We start from the raw sequence: 22,604 nt of genomic DNA on the forward strand, positions 1-22,604 counted from the left end.
GTTTAAAAAGTTTTAGAATAGCCATATTAATAAGTGATGAGCCATTTTGGGATTCCCCCCAAATGAAAAAACGCCACGCTTGAATTTTCATTCATGCGTGGCACTTTTTTTATTTACGTCCAGACTCCGGGCGCCAGAGGCTCGGGGTCATAAGTCAAATCTGCTCTGTGGCAAAAAATGCCACGCCGCATCTTCGCCTTATGCCCAGCACCTCTATGCGGGCGCCCTTCGCATTTGGTTTCGTCCAGACTCCGGGTGGCAGCCAAAGCCGTTACGAAGAACGGCTTTTGCGAGTAAAAGCGAAGCGTTACGAGCACGTCTTTGCCATTACTGTCGAGGCTTACCGCCACCCTTCGCTTTTGGTTATTGTGCTGGGTTAAATTGAAGGTCGATTGAGATCTTGATGTCGTCGCCTACAAGAACGCCGCCTGCTTCAAGTGCTTGGTTCCATGTAAGTTCGAATTCTTTACGGGAAACTTTACCTTCTACTTCAAAAGCAGCTACCTGTACACCCCATGGGTTTACTCCAGTTCCTTCGTACTCTGCTTCAAACGTAACTTTCTTAGTCACGCCTCTCATTGTCATATCACCTGTGATATCGTATTCGCCTTCGCCTGTTTTCACGACGTCAGTTGAGACAAAAGTGATGGAAGGGAAGTTTTCTACGTCAAAGAAATCAGCTGAACGTAAATGGTTGTCACGATCTACAGCGTTTGTATTGATTGTTGATGCATCAATTGTGAAATTGATTGAAGCACCAGTTAGGTCTTCTGGATTCCCCTCGAGTGTACCTTCTACTCCTGAAAAGCTACCTTTTACTTTTGAAACCATCATATGCTTTACTGAAAAACCTACACTCGTATGTGATGCGTCTAATTTCCATGTTGCCATTGTCAAATCCAACCCTTCTATTTTTAATTTATTTATTCCTCGTATCCTTATACCCTATTTCAATCAAGATAATCTTCTTTTATCTCGATTTCAAAGTGTATATTGATACTAACGCTTTTTTATCTCGAAGTCAAGATAGTTTAATTAAAATTTATTTATCTTTACGATTTATTTACAATTCCCTGATTAGACTCCCTATTACAAGGCTTCCTACTACTATTTTGCTTTTAATTTCAATGTATAGCCTTTTTCCACCTTACCGTCTAAAACGGTTTCATGGTAGATACCATTTGCCCAATCTTCAGCCTGGTCGTGGAACCATTTCGATTTCATATGTCCGCTTTGACCAGGTCCAACAATATGGTACGTGGTGGACAAATCGGATAAATCCGCCACGAAGCGCCATGAAGCCCCGTGATACACCGTTCCATTATCATTGAATGCGGCTGCCTGCACAGTCACGTTCGAGCCGCCTATTGCCTGTTTTTCAGGGTTTAGGAAATAGGCAAAAATCGGTGATGCCGCCGATAGGGAATGCGGGAAAGCTAATTGGTGGAAATCTCCCCACTTCCATTTTGCCGAATCGTTCCCGAACCGCTCTTCAATTTCCGCAATGGACGTCTCGAATGCATCATAGACCCATTTGTCGACGCCTCCATAGTTGGACACCCACACGCCTAACTTGCCGCTGTATGCATCCCTCAGCATTTGGTCGACAATCTGCCCTTTGCCCGGCATAAGCCTATATACGTCTCCCGGCATTTCACTACTTAACATCGTTTTCGGCAATTGCCTCATTAATTTATGGAAAACGAGCGGCGCTCCCGCTTCAGGTGAATCAATCTGATTCCATTCCCTTAACATGCTAATTACATCTGTATATCTACCTTCTTTATCCGTTGCCTCTACAGATCCAATCAAGTCTTGCAAAAACTCCCGCGCATACAAATTCGCTTGATCCATCTGCAGTTCCATCATGTCTTCCGCCGTGAAGTTATCTCCCTTACCCAAGACTTCAGCAATCCTCATATATCGATAAGGCTGTGCCCAGTATTTCGTTATATGATACGGGTATGAATCATCTACGACTTCATTGTTTGCCGTGGCGATGAATCCCACCTTCGGGTTGACGACTCTTGGTAGTTCATCATAAGGGACATAACCCGCCCACCCATATTCAGATGAGTCTCCTGGAACGGGTAGTTGAGCATCTCCTTTTTTACGTATCGGGATTCTGCCGTTTGCTTTATAAGCAATCGTCCCGTCCTTCGCTGCAAACACAAAGTTTTGTGCTGGTGCATGGAAGTCCTCTAAGGCCGCCTCGAACGTTTCCCAATTCGACGCTTTATTCATCCTAATAATTGCTTCAAGCTCTTTCGTCGGTTCAAGCGCAGTCCATTGCATGGAGAATAGCGCACCCGGATCCTCCGATTTATATAATATGTTCGACATGATCGGTCCATGCCTAGTGACAATTACTTTAAATGGGACATCATTATCGCCTTTGACTTTAATCGTCTCATCTCTAACTTCGGCCTGCTCCCATTTGCCGTCATAGCGAAATTGTGTCGGGTTTTCCGGATTCGGAATTTCGATATACAAATCTTGCACATCTGGGCCAACATTCGTAACACCCCACGCGATATCCTCGTTATGGCCGAGGATGATGCCCGGAACACCTGCGAAAATGACCCCACCGACATTTTGCTCAGGCGATTGTAAATGCATTTGGTACCAAATGGATGGCGTATTTAATCCAAGATGAGGGTCATTAGAAAGGAGCGGCCTACCAGACGCAGTTTTATCACCAGATACGACCCAGTTATTGCTCCCGTTGAATTCATGCGGTACCAAATCCGAATTGAAGCGGCCCGCCACTTCAACTGGCGTCTTCAAATTCGCTTCGATGATTGAAGGGGCATTATCCGGATAGCTGACGAATAATTCACGTGCCTGCTCCTCAGGGAAATTGTTCAGCGCCCAATGCCTGACAGCAAGGCTGTGCCAGTTGCCTCCTAAGTCGTAGGCCATATACTTTCCTATCGTTAGTGAATCAATCGGTGTCCATAGTTCAGGTTCATAGCCAAAAATTTTGAACTCATATGGCAGCTTCCCCTCTTCCCTAGCCTGCTCGATAAAAGCGTTGACACCTTCCGCGAACCAGGCTAAAACCTTTTTCGCCTCATCCCCATATCCGTCGTATGATGCTTCAGCGGCATTACGTAAACTGAAAGTCCGAAAATTCTTGTCGGTGTCAACAGCTGCAGCCCCCACTACCTCTGATAGTCGACCACTTGCCTGCCTACGTGCCAAATCCATTTGGAATAAACGGTCCTGCGCCTGCACATAGCCCTGGGCTCGATACAAATCAGCATCCGATCCTGCCTCTATATGAGGCACACCATTCACATCCCTGACGATTTCAACGTCATTATCAAGGAAACTTACATTTCTCTCTCCGTCGATAAACGGTTTCGATTTTCCTATGTACAAATTGATGGCAATCAGCCCGATAACAAGGATTGCTGTTATCCCGCCAAAGACGGATAACAATAATTTTGTCCACTTCCCCATTCTCTTCCTTTTCACGTTTCATCCCTCCCAATATACTATTCGATGAACAGTCATTCATTTCCTTTTAAAAAATCCACGATTATTATTTCTTGTCAAAACAACCAATACCCAGCATACTTATATAATGGTGAAGCCTATATTTTCATCGAAATTGGAAGTAAGTTTCAACGCATTAGAATTGAAGGGACTGGATGTTGATGTCGAAGCATCAGTGGTTTAAGGATTTACGCGGAATTATTTCAGAGGGCATTCTACTGATAGATGAACCATTAAATAAATATACGATGACAAAACTTGGCGGCGCAGCGGATGTACTTGCCATTCCTGGAACAATCGAGGAAACGGAAGCGATTGTGCGGTATGCATATGAGAATGAAATTCCTCTCTTATTATTAGGAAACGGGTCGAATATGGTCGTTCGGGATGGAGGAGTCCGCGGAATCGTTCTCCATTTGTCCAAATTGGATGCAATTCGAGTGGACGGTAATCGGATACATGCGGAAGCAGGGGCCCTCATCATCGATGTGTCGAAGCGGGCAACGGAAGAATCCTTGACAGGCTTGGAATTCGCTTGTGGAATCCCAGGCTCGATTGGCGGTGCAATGGCCATGAATGCTGGTGCCTATGGCGGGGAAATCAAAGATATTATCTACCAATGTACCGTCTTGACGAAATCTGGAGAGCGGCTTGTTTTATCCAAGGATGAACTAGAACTTGGCTATCGGAAAAGCATCATTGTTAGCGAAGGGTACTATGTATTATCAGCCGATTTTGAGTTGGTGGAAGGTGACCAAGAAGCAATACTTGCGAAAGTAGCCGACCTGACTTTCCAACGCGAGTCCAAGCAGCCTTTGGAATTCCCTTCTGCAGGAAGTGTATTCAAAAGGCCACCAGGCTACTTTGCTGGGAAGTTGATCCAAGATTGCGGATTGCAAGGAAAGGGTTGCGGCGGTGCAGAAGTATCGATGAAACATGCAGGTTTTATCATTAATAAAAACGGTGCAACGGCATCCGATTACATTGCTACGATCAATATGGTGAAATCCGAAGTGAAGAAGCAATTCGACGTTGACTTGGAACTGGAAGTAAAGATTGTAGGAGAAGAATAAACAAAAGCGCAGGGCGCCTGCCTAGAGGCGACGGGCATAAGGCGAAGATGCGACGTGGCGCTTTTTGCCACATAGCAGATTTGACTTATGACCCGAGCCTCTGGCGCCCGAAGTCTAGTCGTAAACATACTAACTTAAGAGTTTATCCACAAAGAAGAAATAGTAATAACAAAAAGCGGATGACCAGGAATCGGCCATCCGCTTATATTTAAGTCCGGTGTTTTTTACATCATTGTTCCGTTTTGCAGACAAATTGTGTTGCTTCGGTGACACTGTCATCCGTTATCTGCACTTGACACATTTTATTGTTATTCATGAATTTGAAGATCCCGTTATTGAAGTCCGTTCCGATTTCTTTGAAGAAGATCCCTTCAAACTTTGCATCTTTCGAATGGGTAAAACTAACACGGAAGCCTTCGCCCTCTTCGACTAAGTAAGCCCGTACGCCTTTTTCAAACATGCCCTCTATTTCATCTTTTATGGCACGATCGACGGATACGACATGGAAATCTACAAATGTTATTTCTCTTAACAGCACATTCATGAACGAACCTTTTGTGATTTCTTCCCATCTACTTTGAGCAGTTTGACCGATAATTATCTGCGTAATATTATGTTTGTGAGCGACTTCTTTGATCACCTTTGCAACTGATCGCTTCTCATTATCCATAACGATAAAATCTTCAACATCAAGCTCCGTTGCAAGCTCTTGCCATCTTTCGATATAATCTGATTTTTCAGCGTCGAATTCATCGAATGGCAATGGGTCAATCGTTAAAATATATAGTGGACAATCCATGATGGATGCCATTTTATGTCCACGTCTAATGAGACGCTCACCATTTGGACCGTAGTAGACACAAACAAGAATGCTTTCGTCCATACGACCTTTTACTTTGCCCATGACCGTAGTCACCTCTTACAATTATTTTCGTTTCGTAAAACGAATCTAAATTTGAAAACCACAATATTATACATGAGTGTCGGTAGACTGACAAGATATAATCGCATCATCGGCGATTTTAAAATATTTAGTGTATAATTCAAATATGAACTTGTAGCTACTAATTATGTCCCCAGTTCTGCAAGGAGTCAAGTCTATCCTCAATTATTAAGAAAAATTTACATAAGAAGTTGAAAACCCGGTTTCACGTAAATCAGCGGTTGTCCCCTAGGAGGTTTTCTGTTGTTGACGATTACATTATCCATATTCATCCCCTTTTTGGCAGCGATTTTCATCCCATTAATTTATAAACGGATTCATAGCCGACATATCGGCTGGTTTGTAATTATCGTTCCAATCGCTCTTTTCATTTTTTTAGCAAGCTACATCCCTTCCATCGCAAATGGAAGTACCTATATGCATACGATTCGGTGGATAGAGACGGCTGGAATCCATTTTACTACGTATCTCGACGGCCTCAGTTTAATATTCGGCCTTCTCATTACGGGTGTCGGCAGTTTGGTCATCCTATACTCTATATACTATTTGTCTGAACGGGAATCATTAGGGCGCTTTTACGTCTACCTCCTACTATTCATGGGCGCCATGCTTGGTGTCGTTTTGTCAGATAACCTAATGGTACTCTATGTCTTTTGGGAACTGACGAGTATTTCATCCTTCCTGTTGATCGCCTTTTGGTACCACCGGAAAAAATCAAGGTATGGTGCTCAGAAATCCATGCTGATCACAGTATCAGGTGGCATAGCGATGCTTGCCGGATTCATCATGCTACAATCTATGACAGGTTCTTTCAGTGTACGTGACATAGTTGCGACAATTGGCCAATATACGGACGAGCCACTATTTTTAGTGGCGTTACTTCTTGTATTATTGGGCGCATTTACTAAGTCCGCACAATTTCCGTTCCATATTTGGCTTCCAGACGCAATGGAGGCACCTACACCGGTCAGCGCTTACTTACACTCAGCGACGATGGTAAAAGCGGGTATTTACTTAGTTGCACGTTTTACTCCCATCTTCGGCGGTGAGGCAATGTGGCTTTACATAGTAAGTGGCGTTGGGGTTTTCACTTTGTTAATAGGTTCACTGAACGCCGTGAAGCAGACGGATTTAAAAGCGTTGCTCGCTTATTCGACAATTAGTCAGTTAGGCTTGGTGATGAGTTTATTTGGCCTCGGGTCCGTGGCACTCCATCATGGATACAGCCCCGACTCGGTGATTTATACGCAAGCGACGTTCGCGGCATTATTCCATCTCATTAACCATTCCACCTTCAAGGGTGCACTCTTTATGGTCGTCGGAATCGTTGACCATGAGCTTGGAACCAGGGATATCCGTAGGTTAGGTGGACTTATGGCATTCATGCCTGTGACCTTCACAATCGCTTTAATCGGAAGTTTCTCGATGGCAGGTCTCCCGCCTTTCAACGGTTTCCTAAGCAAAGAGATGTTCTTTGAAGCATTAGTGAATGCGCGAAACCTTGAAGTTTTCTCAACCGGTACAATGGGTACGTTGGTCCTCGTAGTTGCATGGATTGCAAGTGTATTTACATTTGTCTATAGCATGATTATCGTTTTCCAAACGTTTTTCGGGGAATTCCATCCCGAGCGTGTCGAAAAGCCTATCAACGAAGCATCTAAGGGGATGTTAGTTGCACCTTCCGTTTTGGCAATATTAGTTGTCGGCATCTTTTTCTTCCCAAATGTCATTGGTAACTATTTGTTGCGTCCCGCGATGGCAGCAATTTATCCAACATTTGCGGGTGCAGAAGGCCTGACGCCTCATATAAAGGCATGGCACGGTTTTAATACTGCTTTATGGATGACGATTGGTGTTGTTGTCCTTGGGACTATTCTGTATCGTTTCATGAGATATTGGAAAGGCGTCTATTCGTTCGCTCCGTTTAAATGGAATTTGGATACTGCTTTCAACGCCAGTTTGTCATGGCTTGAAAATGGATCCCGATACTTGACACGGCTTTATATGAAGGGCTATTTGAAAGATTACCTCGTCTATATTTTTGTGTTTTTCGTCCTAACGGTAGGAGGATCTATACTATACACAGGGTCTTACTCTTTCGACTTCTCGGATGACAGTCCCATAGCAATAAATGAATTTCTTATCGTGCTTTCTATGGCCGGGGCGGCGCTTTCAATGCTCTTTGTTAAATCCAGAATGACGGCAATCATTTTAAATGGTGTGCTTGGTTATTCGATTGCCCTTCTCTTCGTCATATTCCGAGCACCGGATCTCGCTTTAACTCAGACAGTTGTTGAAACGGTGACAACAGCCCTGTTCCTGCTTTGCTTCTACTTCCTGCCTGAATGGAAGAAAGAGCGTTCTGCACGTAAGACAAAAATTTCAAATGGCATTATTGCCATTTTAGCGGGGACAATTGTGACGGTGTTAGGCCTTGCAGTGCAAGGTAATAAATTATTCGAGTCAATTTCGGTGTATTTTGAAGATGCCTATCGCCTTGCCGGTGGTAAAAATATCGTCAATACGATATTGGGAGATTTCCGTGCATTTGACACGATGCTTGAAGTCGTCGTTCTTTTCATCGCCGGTATTGGTGTATTCACACTCATTAAATTGAAATCTAAAAAGGAGGAACAGGATATTGAAGATCAATGATGTCATTCTGAAAACAGTGACGAGAATCGTCGCTTTCATCATATTGACGTTCGGCGTTGAACTATTTCTGTCGGGTCATAACAATCCCGGCGGCGGCTTCATCGGCGGTCTCGTCCTGTCCTCCGCATTTGTTTTGCTTTACTTGGTAAACGATATAGAAACCGTGCGCAAAGGCATCCCGTTTGATTTCAAGAAAATTGCAGCAATCGGGGTGCTCCTCGCGGTCGGTTCAGGCGTCGGTTCCGTTCTGTTCGGTAAACATTTTCTGACCCAGGCTTTTAGCCATTTCGATTTGCCGATTTTCGGGGTTACTGAATTGTCGACAGTCATCCTATTCGAAGCTGGGGTTGCTTTAACGGTTGTCGGCGTTGTAGTGACAATCATTTTATCAATAAGTGAGGATGTGTAGCAGATGGAAACTTTAATAACGGTGCTTGTCGGCCTTCTCGTGACCATAGCTGTCTATTTGTTACTATCTCGCAATCTGATTCGCGTCATTTTGGGGACTGCTCTCTTATCACATGCCGCGCATCTTCTTTTGATGACGATGGGCAACGGATTGAAGAAAGGAAGCGCCCCGCTGTTAGGTGAGAATGCGGCAAGTTATGTGGACGCATTGCCTCAAGCTCTAATTCTGACTGCGATTGTGATTAGCTTTGCCGTGACGGCATTTTTATTGGTGTTGGCGTATCGTACATATAAAAAGACGGGGACTGACGACCTCTATGCATTGAGAGGGCTTGATGATGAATAATATTTTAGTTATGCCGATGATCATTCCTTTATTGACGGGGATTATCTTGATTTTCTTACGAACTCGCACGAATTCTCAACGTGTTTTCAGTGTTTTATCTATAATTGCAACGATCACTGTAAGCATAGTCATTTTAAATAAAATTCAGCATGAAGGTATTTTACGATTAGATTTCGGTGGTTGGTTACCGCCATATGGCATTTTATTTGTAGCGGATTCGTTTTCCATGTTGCTTGTCATAACGACATCGATCGTGACAGGAATTCTTCTTATTTATGCTTTTTCGTCCATTGGAAAACAACATGAGAGTATGTTTTTTTATCCGTTTATCTTTTTCCTTGTAGCAGGAGTTAACGGTTCATTCCTGACAGGTGATCTATTTAATTTATTCGTTTGTTTCGAAGTCATGTTACTTTCCTCTTATGTGCTCATTACAATGGGCGGCAGGAAGATTCAGCTTGTCGAATCGATCAAATACGTGACGATCAATGTACTTTCCTCATGGTTCTTCTTAATCGGGATTGCTTATTTATACGGAACGGTCGGAACTTTGAATATGGCTCATTTATCTGTCAGGATTGCGGAAGTAGGACAAGGGCCGCTACTAACAGTGATCAGTTTGATGTTCCTAATCGTATTCAGTCTAAAGGCTGGACTGTTGCTTTATTTCTGGCTTCCTAACTCATATAGTGCACCCCCTACCATAGTTGCGGCATTATTCGGTGCTTTGCTCACTAAAGTCGGTATCTATGCTATGTTCCGTATTTTCACACTCATCTTTTATCATGAAACGGTCATTACGCATACTGTAATTGGGATCATGGCCATATTGACGATGATAGGCGGAAGTATCGGTGCACTTGCGTATAACGATATTCGAAAAATTGTTTCGTATAATGTTGTGATTGCCGTCGGTTTCATCTTGGCGGGTCTTGCCATGTCTTCCGAAATTGCGTTCCAGGGTGCTATCTATTATTTAATACATGACATGATTGTGAAAGCTTTGTTATTCCTTATTGCGGGGACGATGATCTATTTGACAGGAAAATCCAAGATTGAAGAGATGAGCGGTCTTATCCGCAACTATCCTATGCTTGGTTGGCTGTTTTTCATCACGATGCTATCATTGACGGGTATTCCTCCGTTAAGTGGATTCATCGGCAAAGTGTACTTAGGACAAGGGGCGATTGAAACAGGGTCCTATCTGTTGTTGGCAGTGGCCTTTATGTCTGGTATTTTCGTTCTATACTCATTACTGCGCATCTTCCTGAATTGCTTCTGGGGTGAGACGATTATTAATGAGGATGACGATGTACCATTAAAAAAAGGGATGCTCATTCCATGTGTCCTCCTCGCAATCATGACAGTTGCAATCGGGATTGGGGTCGAAGGTCTTGCCCCCTATGTCAGTGATGCTGCACGTACACTTATGAATCCTGATATCTATATAGAAGCTGTATTACAAGGAAATCGTTAAGCGGAAAGTTGAGGTGGAGTTTGATGCCAGCCCAGTTATTACTGAACCTGTTCATCGCTTTTTTATGGATGACGTTAATGGATGAAGATGAATTGAAGTTCACGACTTTCTTTGCCGGTTTCCTTGTCGGAATTGGAATTATCTTTTTCATGCACCGCTTTTTCGGCACACAATTTTATTTGCGGCGGTTAGTTAAAACAATTAAATTACTTTTCATTTTCATATCTGAATTGACGCAGTCGAGCATCGTTGTCTTGGGACAGATTTTAAGTCCCAAATTGAAAATCAAGCCGGGAATCTTTAAATACGAGACAGTCCTGAAAAGTGATGTAGAAGTGACGATGCTATCCCTTCTTCTCACGTTGACTCCGGGTTCGGTCGTGATGGAAGTGTCTCCTGAAGGCGATACGCTGTATATCCATGCGATGGATGTTGAGGAGTCCAGGGCAGGTTTGATCAAACAGCTAAAGAACTTTGAAAAAGCGATCATGGAGGTGACACGATGATTGAAATGATGCTGACGGTGTCACTAATTCTATTTTCTATCACTATTTCCATTGCAATCATTCGGATCGTTCTTGGCCCTTCGATGCCTGACCGTGTCCTTGCACTTGATATGATTGGTGTGAATTTGATCGCAACGATTGCGGTTGTCTCGATCATATTGAAGACAAAGGCCTTTTTGGAGGTCATTTTGATATTAGGTATTCTTTCATTCATTGGAACGATCGCCTTTTCGAGAGCAATTGAAAGGGGGGTCATCGTTGAGCGTAAACGTGATCGGTGAATTTATAGGGGCGCTATTGATATTAATGGGCGGGATTGCGAGTGTGATTAGTGTGTTCGGGCTTATTCGATTGCCGGATGTGTATACGCGCTCGCATGCTGCGACAAAGAGCTCGACTCTCGCTGTATTGCTAACACTTTCTGGAACGTTTTTGTATTTTTTGTTCCGTGAGCAATTTGTTAGCGTACGTGTCCTTCTTGGAATTGTTTTCGTTTTTCTTACGGCTCCGGTGGCAGGCCATTTACTTGTGAGGGCTGCTTATCGTTCGAAGGTGGAGTTGGCGGATATTTCGACTGAGGATGCTTTGAAGGAAGTTTTGTATAAGGATGAACTAAAAAACGACGGTGTTAGCGATAAAAGCTAACACCGTCGTTTTTTCATTAGATAAGCAGTACTGTTGATTTACGCTTCAGGCGGACGCTTTCCGCGGGCATGGCTTCAGCCAATCGAACCACGAAGAGTTCGATTTGCCGTATTTCTGCGTTTTTTTGCAGAAATTAAGGCATCCGTTTTGGCATTCCTGCTCCCTTAGGGTCGCAATAAACATTGCTCGCAACGCTGCACTTTTGCTCGCAAACGCCGTCCTTCGTTACGGCGTTCGCTGGAGTCGCCGCCCTACGCTTCAATCAACGGAGACGTCTTTTACCTACTACGTTTTTCAAAAGTTACGTGAAAATGATTAGATCCTTCAAATTTCACAGTTGTCGTCTGTGCAGAGGCCTTGGCCTTCTTTGCCTAGTACTTTCAACTGGGGTTGGATTCCTTCTTCTGCCGCTACTTTTCGTAATGCTTCTTCGAAAGCTTGCGCTGGTTGCGCACCTGAGATTGCGTATTTACGGTTGATGACAAAGAATGGCACGCCTTGAACACCGATTTGTCCAGCTTCGCCAATGTCTTTCTTCACTTCATTGGAGAACTCATCAGATTGAAGCATTTGTTGAACCCGGTCTTTTGAAATACCTACTTCTTCCGCAATGGCTACCAATGTAGACTCGTCACCAAGGGCCTCTCCTTTGACGAAATGACCTTCCAGCAGGCGTTCAGATACAGCGTCGGCTTTGCCTTCCTGCTCCGCTAACTTTGCAAGGCGATGAGCATTATATGTGTTTGCCACTTTCATGCCTTCGACGTCATAATTCAGTCCCACCGTCTTGGCCTGCTCCGCGACATTTGCCATCATCCGCTCTGCTTCTGTTTGGCTGATTCCAAATTTCTTTGTCAAGCCTTCGACTGCTGAACCGTTTGCTGAAACAGGCGTATTCGGGTCCAACTGGAATGCCTTAAAGACCACTTCAGTTTGACCCGTTAAGTTTGTAGACTCTATTGCTTCTTCCAATCTTCTTTTTCCAATATAGCAAAACGGGCAAACATAATCTGACCAGACTTCAATTTTCATGATTAACAACCACCTTTCCTTTCTTATTTTAGAATTCATTTAAACTGGCAACAATGAATATGCCTGCTTATGCTGTTATTGAAGAATCTATTGGAGGACTGAGCATGAATAATTCACTTTGGCTTAAAACTGCCTATCCGCGGAATTCCTACCCCGCTTTAAATAAGGATATATCGTGCGATGTCTGCATAATCGGTGGAGGATTAAGTGGAATCGCAAATGCCTACTTCTTGGCGAAAGAAGGAGTAGACGTCGTTTTATTGGAAAAGGATGAGATTCTTGCTGGAGCGACAGGCAATTCAACTGGCAAACTGACATTACAGCATGACCTTGTTTATGCTGATCTAATTAAAAAATTCGGACGGGATAATGCCAAGATTTATTTTGAAGCTAACCGTGAAGCTGTATTATTCGGAAAGAGCTTTGCCATAGGTGATGAACTTTGGGATGCAAATTCAGTACTTTTTTCCCAATCGAAGTATGGAACAGAGCTGCTTCGGAAAGAGAAATTGGCCTATGATGAGATTGGCATAGCAGCCGAATTGGGAAGGGATAGTGAACTACCGCTGAAAACTGAGGCTACGCTTACGATTAAAGATGAGGCTCAAATTCATCCTGTTCGATTTGGACAGCATTTGGCCCAACTAGCAGTTAAAGCAGGTGCCCGGATATTCGAGAAAACGAATATCCGCTTAATGGATTTGAGAAAAAGGCTTCTATATACAAACTCTAATAATGAAATACAATTTAACAAACTTATATTGTGTACACATTATCCAATAGAGGCTTTACGCGGATTGCAAATCCTTAAGTTGTCCGTAGGGAGATCATACTTAGTATCCACTTATGCCAATATGCCATTGCAGGGACAATATATTTCGGTTGATGCACCGAAACGTTCAGCACGGACTGCCTTCATCGATGGACAAGCCCATTTCCTTTTATCTGGGGAGGGACATCGTGCAGGTGTTGAAAAGGAGACGCAAATACATTACCGTACTTTGGACTCGGAATTAAAATACATTTATCAACTTGACCCAATGCAGGAAAAATGGTCTGCGCAGGACCCTTCGACCCCTGACCTTATTCCATATGCTGGTCCCATTTCGAAAAGTATGCCTTATGTCTACATGAATACTGGTTTTAGAAAATGGGGGCTGTCGAATTCACTTGTTTGCGCAAGAATCATCAGCGATCAGATTATCGGCAGGGAAAACAAAGCAAGCTCCCTCTATGCTCCAGACCGAACTGGATTCGGCTCCTTTCTCATACAAGCTTTAAAGAATTCCGGTCTTGTTCTAAGGGAATTTTCGGGCGGGCATATCAAGAGAAAGGATTCGCCGATTTGCACGCATATGGGGTGTAGAACGAGGTGGAATGAGGCTGACGAGACGTGGGATTGTCCATGCCACGGATCCCGTTTCAGAAAGGATGGGTCCGTCCTTGAAGGACCAGCAACGAAACCGCTCGATTTGGGATAGGAACCTCCACTGTTATTCGGTATACTGTCCAAAAGGGGTGAAGTACATGTCATTGCGGAAAATCATACGGAAACAGGAAACGGTTGATGAGCGCTACCCGTTCAGTTTGGATCTTATACGTAATTTCAATACACTCGTCCTTGAATCGCCCGTCACAATTATTGCAGGCGATAATGGCAGTGGAAAGACGACATTTCTTGAAGGGATTGCCGCTGCTGCTGGAAGCATCCTAATTAGCGGTGAGCATATGGAAAAGGATCATTCGCTCTCTCCTGCTTTCGATCTGGCAGATGATTTGAAACTCGTTTGGGATGTAAAAACGAAGAATGGTTTCTTTTTCAGAGCTTCCGATTATATTACGTATACGCGAAGCCTTGCGATCATGCGGGAAGAGGCATGGTCAAAAATGGAGGAAATCAAACAGCGTGACCCTAACAGCTTGGAAATCCTACCCTATGCAAGAACATATTATGAACTGAAAAATTTATACGGGGATGGCCTCGAAAAAAGATCCCATGGTGAAAGTTTTTTCGACTTATTCCAAGCCAGATTCCGCCCAGGCGGTTTTTACATACTTGATGAGCCCGAGGCGCCCTTATCCCCGCAAAACCAATTGTCGCTTCTTGCGATGATTCACGATATGACGAAGGAAGGCGCCAAATTCCTTATTTCGACGCATTCCCCAATTTTCATGGCGTATCCAGACGCAGATTTATATGAAATTCGGGATGGTGTCCTTATGCAATCTAATTTCGAAGAGATGACTCATGTCCAGTTGACACGGGATTTCCTGAACGCCCCGGATCGATATTTACGTCATTTATTTGATTGAAAAAGAAGCAGAGGGGAATTGCACCTTCCCTCTGCTTCTTTTTATTTGAAGATTATTACTTCAGCGCTTCAGTCAATACTGGAACGATTTGTTTCTTTCTTGAAACAACGCCTTTAAGGACAGCCGTATTATTCGTCAATGCTACATTGAACGCAGCACAAGCACGTTCAGCTGCCTTACCGAGTACAATAACAGTCGAATCATTGTTTAGAATATCCGTTACTGCGAATAGGAATAGGTCCAACCCTTTTTCTTCAATAATACTGTTCAATAGAACTTCAAGCTCCGCCTGACGGCTCATGACGTCATTGACATCAATGGCATTCACTTGTGCGATTTCAACTTTCGCCGCGCCCATCGTGAACTCTTTCGCATCTAACGAAACAAGCTCTTCCAACGACTTCCCGCTCAAGTCAGCACCCGCCTTCAACATTTCAAGGCCGTACACTTCGGCGTCAATATCTGCAATAGCAGCCAACTCTTCAGCTGCCGCACGATCCTGTTCTGTGAACGTTGGGGATTTGAATAAAAGTGAATCGGAAATGATTGCTGAAAGCATAAGCCCTGCGATGTTCTTTGGAATTTCGACACCATGTTCTTTGTACAATTTATTCAAAATCGTAGCTGTACAGCCAACCGGTTCTGCACGGTAATACAGCGGATCCGCCGTTTGGAAATTGGCGATTCGGTGATGATCGACAACTTCAATAACTTGTACATCATCTAAATCATCGACGCTTTGCTGTTTTTCGTTATGGTCAACAAGAATGACCTGCTGTGCATCAGGCGCAGCTTTTTCAATCAAGCGCGGTGCCTCAAAACCGAACTGACTTAACGCATACGCTGTTTCGCCTGAAATAGAGCCCAGACGAACTGCCTCCGCATCCATTCCAAGTTGTTGTTTCAAATAAGCCAAGCTGATCGCCGCCGTAATGGAATCGGTGTCAGGGTTTTTATGTCCAAATACTAATACTTTTCCCATTTAAATCCTCCTACTTATATAGATTCGTTCTTATTCTATCATAAAGGTTTGCCGAACAATAACGCGGCAAGCTCATCTTTATTCACAATAAAATCTGCAATTGAATACTTGTCTAAAACTGCGAAATAGGCGACAAGTGCTTCTTGCAGTGCACCTTTAAGCCGGCAAACAGGCGAAAGTATGCATTGATTCCCATCTGAACTAAAACATTCCACCAGATAAAAGTCATCCTCCGTCTTTCGAACGAGTTCACCTACATTAATCTCTTCAGGTTTCAACTTCATGCGGATACCGCCTCCGCGTCCGCGTACTGTTTCAATTAGTCCCATCTTCCCCAATTCATGGACGACTTTCGTTAGATGGTTTTTTGAAATCTGATACTGGTCAGAGATCTCTTGAATGGTTGATAACTCGTTCTGTTCCTTTGCTCCAAGGTATATTAGTACGCGTAATGAAAAATCTGTATATAAAGTTAACCGCATAATTCCACCGCCATTCTCCATCCTATTATAACGATTATGTCCGTATCGTGAAAGAAATGTGTCTAAAATCTAACATAAATACTTAAGATGTATTACTGATATAGCTTTAAGACGATTAATCGTTTATTGTGGAAATAATAATACATGAAGGGTTGTGCATTCAATGTTATCACAAGAAACAATTGACATCGTAAAATCCACAGTACCAGTACTTGAACAACATGGAAAAACAATTACAACCGTTTTTTATAAAAATATGTTCGCTGCTCATCCTGAGCTTTTAAACGTTTTCAACCATGCGAACCAATCAAAAGGTCGCCAACAAACTGCCCTTGCCAACACGGTTTACGCAGCTGCAGCTCATATCGACAACTTAGGTGCAATCATTCCTGCAGTTGTTCAAATCGCGCATAAGCACCGCTCTTTAGGCATCCAAAAAGAACATTATCCAATCGTTGGGTACCATCTTCTTGGAGCGATCAAAGAAGTTCTTGGTGACGCGGCAACTCCTGAAATAATTGCGGCTTGGGGCGAAGCGTACCAAGTTATCGCAGATGCATTTATCGGCATTGAAAAAGAAATGTACGATGAAGCAGAGGAAGCTGAAGGCGGCTGGAGAACATTTAAGGAATTTGAACTTGTTGAAAAGGTTCCGGAAAGCGAAGTCATTACTTCCTTCTATTTCAAACCTGTTGATGGCAAAAAATTACCAACTTACAAACCAGGTCAATACATTACTGTGCGCTTCCAAATCCCTGGGGACGAACATACAATTAACCGTCAATATAGCTTGTCAAAAGCACCAGGCAACGATACATTACGTATTTCTATAAAACGCGAGGACGAGTGCAATCCGAACGGTAAGGCTTCCGTCTACCTGCATAGGAGCCTGAATGTCGGTGACAAAATCGAAATCAGTGCACCTGCGGGAGATTTCTATCTGGATACAGAAAGCACAACACCAATCGCATTGATCAGCGGTGGTGTTGGTATCACGCCTATGATGGCTATGTACCAAACAATCGCGAAAACAACACCTGAACGCCCGGTTGCATTCCTGCATTCGGCTCGTACACGCGGTCACCAAGCGTTCCACAAAGAGTTGCACGCGATGACTGAATCACTTCCAAATGCAAAATACGAAGTGCTTTATTCTGAAGAAGGTGACGGATTCATCAACCGTGAATTCCTTGCGAAGCATGTATCTGAAGGCAGCGACATTTATGTCTGTGGTCCAACTCCGTTCATGCAAGCGGTTATCTCAGCATTGGTTGCGAACGGTGTAACTGAAGATAAGATCCACTTCGAATTCTTCGGACCAGCTGAAGAATTGCAATGGGAACTGGCGACTAATTAAATGCTGAAGCGACCGGTTAGACGCGTCAGGCATAAGGCAGACATGCGAAGCAGCGTCATTTGTCGCACAGCAGGCCTGACTTATGACCCGCGTCTGGTCGCACAGGCAAAAGGGGCTCCTCCACGGGGCCCCTTTTTTTATCGTCTAACTTTTTTCGGCATTCTAAATGAAGTAAAGATCAATATGACTGATAGGAGTAATCCCAAATAGCCGATCCATGGGTAGAAGTATGCGACAAGTAGTTTAAAGCGTAGGAAGCTTAGACCGAAACCGATGAGTAAAGTGATGAATACGAACATCTTGAAATTCCTTGTTCCAACCTTTGTAAAACGTGCTCCAAATGCATAGAACATGCTAACAGCAGTATTGAAAATCATCCCATATAGAATGAATGCCATGAATACGGCAAGGATCGGTGAGATTTCATTGATGATTGCCAACATCGGCAAATCTACATCAGCGATCGTCTCCACTTTCGAGAAAATTGCCAAATGGCTAAGGAGAATCAAGATTCCTAAACCGAAGCCTCCGACAAGCCCACCTAAAGCGGCGGTCCTCTCATTCTTCTCCTCCCCACCCATCACCAATGACATGGAAGCACCTACTGCTATGTTAAACGACACGTAATTGATGGCAGAGATGAACCAGTTCGGCAATGTAGTTGGAACTTCATTAGCCAAAATATTAAGTGAAGCAAAAGGCTGATCCATCGTCATTAGACAATAGACCGAAACAACGATGATAGATAGGATAAGAAACGGGGTAATACTACCGATAATAGCAACCACTTCATCAACGTTCATGAGAATTGAAATGAAAATCAATGCAACCATTAACAGGCTTCCTATAACAGGAGGCACACCGAATTGTTGCGCTAAATTGGAACCCGCCCCGGCAATCATAACGACACCGACACCAAACAAAGTGAAAATGATTATATAATCAATGAGGATGCCCAAAAAACGTCCGCTAATTTTATAAATGACTTCCTTATGCGAAGTTGCGCGCATCCTGCTACCTAACCTCATAAGCACCATTCCTAAATATGCAAACAAAGCTGTGGATAATATGGCAGCTGCTATCCCCATCATTCCGAAGCTTGTAAAGTATTGAAGAATCTCCTGCCCCGATGCAAAACCCGCACCTACGATAATTCCTATAAATGCGCTACCTATTTTAAGTACCTTTTTCAAAAATGAACTATCCCCCTTATGTTCAACAACTTGTTATTAAGTTATGTATGTATGGACAAGGTCATTCTTCATGGCAGTAATAAAAGAACAGAGAGGGGGGGAATCTTCATTGATCCCCCCTCTCCCATGACTTTGTTCATCCTAATAGTTTAACTGACTCGCGTATGAATGCAGGGATATCATCTGGTGTCCTGCTTGTTACCAACTGATTTTGACAAACAACCACTTCTTTATCCGCGTATTTCGCCCCTGCATATTCCATATCCACCTTGATGGATTTATAACCTGTTGCATCCCTGCCCTTCAATGTTTTCGCGGTGATTAATAGCTGTGGGCCGTGACAGATTGCGAAAACGGGCTTTTTATCATCCATGAACTTTTTCGCGAATTCAACGAATCGATCATCCGCTCTAAGCTGGTCTGGCGAGAAACCTCCTGGGATGAAAAGAGCATCATAGTCTTCCGGGGAAGCATCGGCAATCCCAACGTCAATTTTCACTGTAGAATCTCCTTGTTTTCCTTTCACTTCTTTCCCGGCTTCCATCTCGATTGTGACGACTTCATGTCCCGCCTCTTGAAAAGCTTTAGCCGGCTCCGTATACTCAGAATCCTCGAATAGATTTGTGATAACCGTAGCTATTTTAGCCATTTTTCACCCATCCTTTCAAGTATGCTTTCCCTACTACTATTCCACTCTCGTTCAGCACTAAACTTATGGGCGGTATTTTGAGACGTAAGGATTATCCTTTTCAAAGAATCTCCATGGATAATGGACGGCCTCGCCCGTATTGCCTATCCCAACACGCGGACCCGTTTCGATTTCACTTGCCCCTGGCCCGACAGCTATGAACAGCGGCTTGTCCGACCAATGATGCCCGTAATACTTCATCGTCACGCCAAGCGCTTTTGAAAGTTTTCCTGGTCCATTCGTCCAATCTTTCATCTTCAAATTCGGACCACGATTGTCCCGCATCATCTCAAGTCCGTCTACAGGCTCCGCCGCCCTGATCAGCACCGCATGGGGCGTTCCAATCGGCCCACTGACGACATTCATCAACGTATGTGTGTGCATTTGATACGTGTATACGAGACCGGGCGCACCAAACATGACATCTGTTCGCTTCGTCCGGCGGTTCCCAAAGCTATGCGCTGCACGATCCTCAGGCCCATGATAGGCTTCCGTCTCTACAATTCGCGCGACTATAATGCCATCCGGCTGCTCATGCACAATATATTGACCGACCAGATTCCGCGCAAGTTCAAGAACTGGTCTTTCGAAAAAGCCTTTATCAATCGGTTCGTACAACTGAATCCCTCCATAGCACCAATTCCTTCATCACTATAGGATTGCCCTTTTATGTTGAAATGAATCCTTTTCGGGGTGAATGAGAACTCTTTTGGCGGAAACGAGAACTCTTCTTGCCCGAATGAGAACTCTTTTGGCGGAAACAAGAACTCTTCTTGCCTGAATGAGAACTTTTTTGGCGGAAACGAGAACTCTTCTTGCCCGAATGAGAACTCTTTTGGCGGAAACGAGAACTCTTCTTGCCTATATGAGAACTTGCTTGATGGAATTATAAAACGTATCCGAAAAAATCGGATACGCCTCTTTTCTTCATATCAGCTTAATAAAAGAAACTACAAAAATTAAAGTTAGCACGACAATTCCGATGATCGACAAGATTTTCGTAAATTTAATCGCTTCATCCGAAACCTCGGGCTGTTCCTTATACATCCATCTCTTCCCCCATAACATTGCTTCCTCCGGGTTAAAAACCTGCCATATAAGAATTAAATATAGCGGTATACAAATGATGAAAAGAAAAATAAATTCCGCCATGTCGCCCCCCCTATTTCAACCCCTGGCCCTCCGCAAACTCACGGTACAACGGGTGGGAGTTGAATAATTCCTCATGCGTGCCAATCCCCGTAATCCGCCCTTCTTCAAGGAAAATGAGCTGGTCGGCGTCAATAACTGTGGATAACCGATGGGCAATGATAAGCGTTGTCCGTCCTTGCATTAACCGTTGCAGCGCCTCCTGAACATGCGTTTCAGATCCGCTGTCCAAATTGGAAGTCGCTTCGTCAAGCAACAGAATTTCTGGATCATGCAAGAGAGCACGCGCAATTGCAATCCGTTGGCGTTGTCCCCCTGAAAGCTTCATGCCCCTTTCACCAACAAGCGTTTCGAAACCATCCTCCATCGCTTCGATAAACTCCAGTGCATTCGCCGCCTCCGCAGCCTTCTTCACCTCATCTATAGAAGGCCGGATTTCCAGACCATACGCGATATTATCCAAAATCGTTCCGCTTAATAATGGACTTTCCTGCGACACATAACCGATCCGCTTCCGCCATTCAGACAAAGCGATCTCTGAAATCGGCGTTCCACCGACCGAAATAACGCCCGCCGTCGGCAAATAGAACCGTTCTATGAGTGAGAATATTGTTGTTTTCCCACCGCCACTTGGACCGACAAACGCAGTGACATTCCCTGGATTCGCCCAGAAAGTAACCCCTTGAAGAACATCCTTTCCGCTTTCATACGAAAAATCGATTGACTCGAATTGAATGCTGCCAGCAGGGACAACAGATTCTCCATTCGCGGGCTCACTCTTCATCCTTAAAATCTGCTGAATCCTCTCTGTTGCACCGACAGCCTTTTGGAAAATCGTAAACACTTGTGCCATCTGCGCAAACGGGATGATGATCTGGAACATAAGAAAAATGATTGCGACAAGCGTTCCTGGGGATAAATCCCCTTTAGAAACTTGCGCACCGCCGTAGCCAAGAATCACAACTAAAATGCTCATCATCACAAGCGTCATGACAGGTGAAATGATTGCTTGAATCCTTGCCTCTTTCAAACCGAATGAAAATAGCGAGCGAATCGCATTTCCACCCTTCTCCCCTTCATTCGGCTCCGCCCGATAAGCCTTCACCAACCGAATATCGCCGAGCACCCGTCCAAGATGACCTGAGAATTTGGCCATTTCCCCCTGAGTTGACTTCGCAATTTTATGCATGATCCTTCCAAGCGGCAAAATGATTGCCATACTAACCGGGATACTTATTAACATAATAAGCGTCATTTTCCAGTCAAGATACAATAAAATTGCAACCGCTCCGATAACCGAGATAATTCCCGTAATGAACGACACAAGATGATCCGACACTAACTGCTTCAGCATAGTCGTATCCTGCGTAATCCGGCTCATCGTCTCACCGGTTTCATTTTCATCGTAATACGTAACCGGAAGTCGCAGCACTTTATCCCATAATTTATTCCTCAAATCCGCCACAATCGTCTCACCAATATACGCAAGCAAATAGTACGAAACTCCGCCCAATAAAGCCTGTAACACGAATACCACAAATAAGAACACAGCAGTCTTCCAGTTAAAAGACGCCGCAGACAACGAGTCTACAAGCTGGCGTGTCACCAACGGAATTGCCAAACTTGCTGCAGTCGAAAATAAAGCAAGAATGAGCGCAGTCACCGTTATCCCTTTCGGCCATCTTAGTTGCCGCAATAAACCAAAGAATTCCTTCATCGACCCTTTTGTCTTCAACTCTTTTTCCATCTTCCATCCTCTTTTCTTCCCAAATACGCATAAAACAGTCTATACACGCATAAAAACTTCTAATAACTCATAAACTTTGATAGATACGCATAAACAAAAATAAGCAC

22 protein-coding genes are annotated in these 22,604 nt (G+C 43.9%); 11 read left to right on the forward strand and 11 right to left on the reverse strand.

Features of this window, described 5'->3' with window-relative positions; all coding sequences use genetic code 11:
* Window positions 1-363: 363 nt before the first annotated feature.
* A complete protein-coding gene (locus tag ACFPZG_RS14150) occupies window positions 364-891 on the reverse strand; it encodes a YceI family protein (RefSeq protein WP_283734570.1) in 528 nt (175 codons plus the stop codon).
* A gap of 216 nt (window positions 892-1,107) precedes the next feature.
* Window positions 1,108-3,465 (reverse strand): penicillin acylase family protein, encoded by a 2,358-nt coding sequence (locus ACFPZG_RS14155; protein ID WP_317941108.1) that lies wholly within the window; start codon window positions 3,463-3,465, stop codon window positions 1,108-1,110.
* 197 nt (window positions 3,466-3,662) lie between these two features.
* Here ACFPZG_RS14155 and murB point away from each other — a divergent pair, with 197 nt between their 5' ends.
* Window positions 3,663-4,574 (forward strand): UDP-N-acetylmuramate dehydrogenase, encoded by a 912-nt coding sequence (gene murB, locus ACFPZG_RS14160; protein WP_283734569.1) that lies wholly within the window; start codon window positions 3,663-3,665, stop codon window positions 4,572-4,574.
* A 229-nt stretch (window positions 4,575-4,803) separates the two neighbouring features.
* Here murB and ACFPZG_RS14165 read toward each other — a convergent pair whose 3' ends face one another.
* Complete coding sequence (locus ACFPZG_RS14165; RefSeq protein ID WP_283733794.1) at window positions 4,804-5,478, reverse strand: adenine nucleotide alpha hydrolase family protein; 675 nt, start codon at window positions 5,476-5,478, stop codon at window positions 4,804-4,806.
* Window positions 5,479-5,760: 282 nt separating this feature from the next.
* On the opposite strand from ACFPZG_RS14165, the gene ACFPZG_RS14170 reads away from it, so the two are divergent.
* Genes ACFPZG_RS14170 through ACFPZG_RS14200 form a run of 7 tightly spaced genes read left to right on the forward strand, consistent with a single transcriptional unit; the run spans window position 5,761 to window position 11,554 of the window.
* Window positions 5,761-8,172 carry a Na+/H+ antiporter subunit A gene (locus ACFPZG_RS14170; protein ID WP_317941065.1) on the forward strand — a complete coding sequence of 804 codons (2,412 nt, stop codon included), beginning with the start codon at window positions 5,761-5,763 and terminating at the stop codon, window positions 8,170-8,172.
* Window positions 8,159-8,581 (forward strand): Na(+)/H(+) antiporter subunit B, encoded by a 423-nt coding sequence (locus tag ACFPZG_RS14175; protein WP_283733792.1) that lies wholly within the window; start codon window positions 8,159-8,161, stop codon window positions 8,579-8,581. Before ACFPZG_RS14170 ends, ACFPZG_RS14175 begins: the two co-directional genes overlap by 14 nt.
* A 3-nt stretch (window positions 8,582-8,584) precedes the next feature.
* A complete protein-coding gene (locus ACFPZG_RS14180; RefSeq protein WP_317941064.1) occupies window positions 8,585-8,926 on the forward strand; it encodes a Na(+)/H(+) antiporter subunit C in 342 nt (113 codons plus the stop codon).
* A complete protein-coding gene (locus ACFPZG_RS14185; protein WP_283734568.1) occupies window positions 8,919-10,403 on the forward strand; it encodes a Na+/H+ antiporter subunit D in 1,485 nt (494 codons plus the stop codon). The genes ACFPZG_RS14180 and ACFPZG_RS14185 overlap by 8 nt, the downstream gene beginning before the upstream one ends.
* A 23-nt stretch (window positions 10,404-10,426) precedes the next feature.
* Window positions 10,427-10,909 carry a Na+/H+ antiporter subunit E gene (locus tag ACFPZG_RS14190; RefSeq protein WP_317941062.1) on the forward strand — a complete coding sequence of 161 codons (483 nt, stop codon included), beginning with the start codon at window positions 10,427-10,429 and terminating at the stop codon, window positions 10,907-10,909.
* A complete protein-coding gene (locus ACFPZG_RS14195; protein ID WP_283733791.1) occupies window positions 10,906-11,190 on the forward strand; it encodes a Na(+)/H(+) antiporter subunit F1 in 285 nt (94 codons plus the stop codon). The genes ACFPZG_RS14190 and ACFPZG_RS14195 overlap by 4 nt, the downstream gene beginning before the upstream one ends.
* Window positions 11,168-11,554, forward strand: coding sequence for a Na+/H+ antiporter subunit G (locus tag ACFPZG_RS14200; RefSeq protein ID WP_283733790.1), 387 nt, complete (start codon window positions 11,168-11,170; stop codon window positions 11,552-11,554). The genes ACFPZG_RS14195 and ACFPZG_RS14200 overlap by 23 nt, the downstream gene beginning before the upstream one ends.
* 324 nt (window positions 11,555-11,878) lie before the next feature.
* Here the strand turns inward: ACFPZG_RS14200 and ACFPZG_RS14205 are convergent, their stop codons facing one another.
* Window positions 11,879-12,586, reverse strand: a complete 708-nt coding sequence (locus ACFPZG_RS14205; protein WP_283733789.1) for a DsbA family oxidoreductase — start codon at window positions 12,584-12,586, stop codon at window positions 11,879-11,881.
* A 104-nt stretch (window positions 12,587-12,690) separates the two neighbouring features.
* Between ACFPZG_RS14205 and ACFPZG_RS14210 the strand changes: the two genes are divergently transcribed.
* Both ACFPZG_RS14210 and ACFPZG_RS14215 read left to right on the forward strand, forming a co-directional pair.
* Window positions 12,691-14,067, forward strand: a complete 1,377-nt coding sequence (locus tag ACFPZG_RS14210; protein WP_283733788.1) for an FAD-dependent oxidoreductase — start codon at window positions 12,691-12,693, stop codon at window positions 14,065-14,067.
* A gap of 46 nt (window positions 14,068-14,113) precedes the next feature.
* A complete protein-coding gene (locus ACFPZG_RS14215) occupies window positions 14,114-14,899 on the forward strand; it encodes an AAA family ATPase (protein WP_317941059.1) in 786 nt (261 codons plus the stop codon).
* A 55-nt stretch (window positions 14,900-14,954) separates the two neighbouring features.
* Here the strand turns inward: ACFPZG_RS14215 and ACFPZG_RS14220 are convergent, their stop codons facing one another.
* The gene (locus ACFPZG_RS14220; protein ID WP_283733786.1) at window positions 14,955-15,881 is read right to left on the reverse strand and encodes a manganese-dependent inorganic pyrophosphatase; all 927 of its coding nucleotides are present in this window, start codon (window positions 15,879-15,881) and stop codon (window positions 14,955-14,957) included.
* 38 nt (window positions 15,882-15,919) lie between these two features.
* The gene (locus ACFPZG_RS14225; protein ID WP_283733785.1) at window positions 15,920-16,363 is read right to left on the reverse strand and encodes an RrF2 family transcriptional regulator; all 444 of its coding nucleotides are present in this window, start codon (window positions 16,361-16,363) and stop codon (window positions 15,920-15,922) included.
* 163 nt (window positions 16,364-16,526) lie between these two features.
* Between ACFPZG_RS14225 and hmpA the strand changes: the two genes are divergently transcribed.
* Entirely contained in the window at window positions 16,527-17,720 is a 1,194-nt protein-coding gene (hmpA, locus tag ACFPZG_RS14230; RefSeq protein WP_283733784.1) for an NO-inducible flavohemoprotein, read from the forward strand.
* A gap of 137 nt (window positions 17,721-17,857) precedes the next feature.
* Here the strand turns inward: hmpA and ACFPZG_RS14235 are convergent, their stop codons facing one another.
* From ACFPZG_RS14235 to ACFPZG_RS14255, 5 genes are all read right to left on the reverse strand, one after another.
* Entirely contained in the window at window positions 17,858-18,913 is a 1,056-nt protein-coding gene (locus ACFPZG_RS14235) for a YkvI family membrane protein (protein ID WP_283733783.1), read from the reverse strand.
* 136 nt (window positions 18,914-19,049) lie between these two features.
* Window positions 19,050-19,562, reverse strand: coding sequence for a type 1 glutamine amidotransferase domain-containing protein (locus tag ACFPZG_RS14240; protein WP_283733782.1), 513 nt, complete (start codon window positions 19,560-19,562; stop codon window positions 19,050-19,052).
* 63 nt (window positions 19,563-19,625) lie between these two features.
* Window positions 19,626-20,219, reverse strand: coding sequence for a DNA-3-methyladenine glycosylase (locus ACFPZG_RS14245; protein WP_317941058.1), 594 nt, complete (start codon window positions 20,217-20,219; stop codon window positions 19,626-19,628).
* 309 nt (window positions 20,220-20,528) lie between these two features.
* Window positions 20,529-20,753, reverse strand: coding sequence for a hypothetical protein (locus tag ACFPZG_RS14250; RefSeq protein WP_317941056.1), 225 nt, complete (start codon window positions 20,751-20,753; stop codon window positions 20,529-20,531).
* Between the two features lie 10 nt (window positions 20,754-20,763).
* Window positions 20,764-22,497: an ABC transporter ATP-binding protein gene (locus tag ACFPZG_RS14255; RefSeq protein WP_283733780.1), complete on the reverse strand. Its 1,734-nt coding sequence runs from the start codon at window positions 22,495-22,497 to the stop codon at window positions 20,764-20,766.
* Window positions 22,498-22,604: the final 107 nt, after the last annotated feature.

Origin of the sequence: Sporosarcina thermotolerans, from assembly GCF_042658975.1 — a bacterium.
In the GTDB taxonomy this organism is placed as follows: Bacteria; Bacillota; Bacilli; order Bacillales_A; family Planococcaceae; genus Sporosarcina; species Sporosarcina thermotolerans.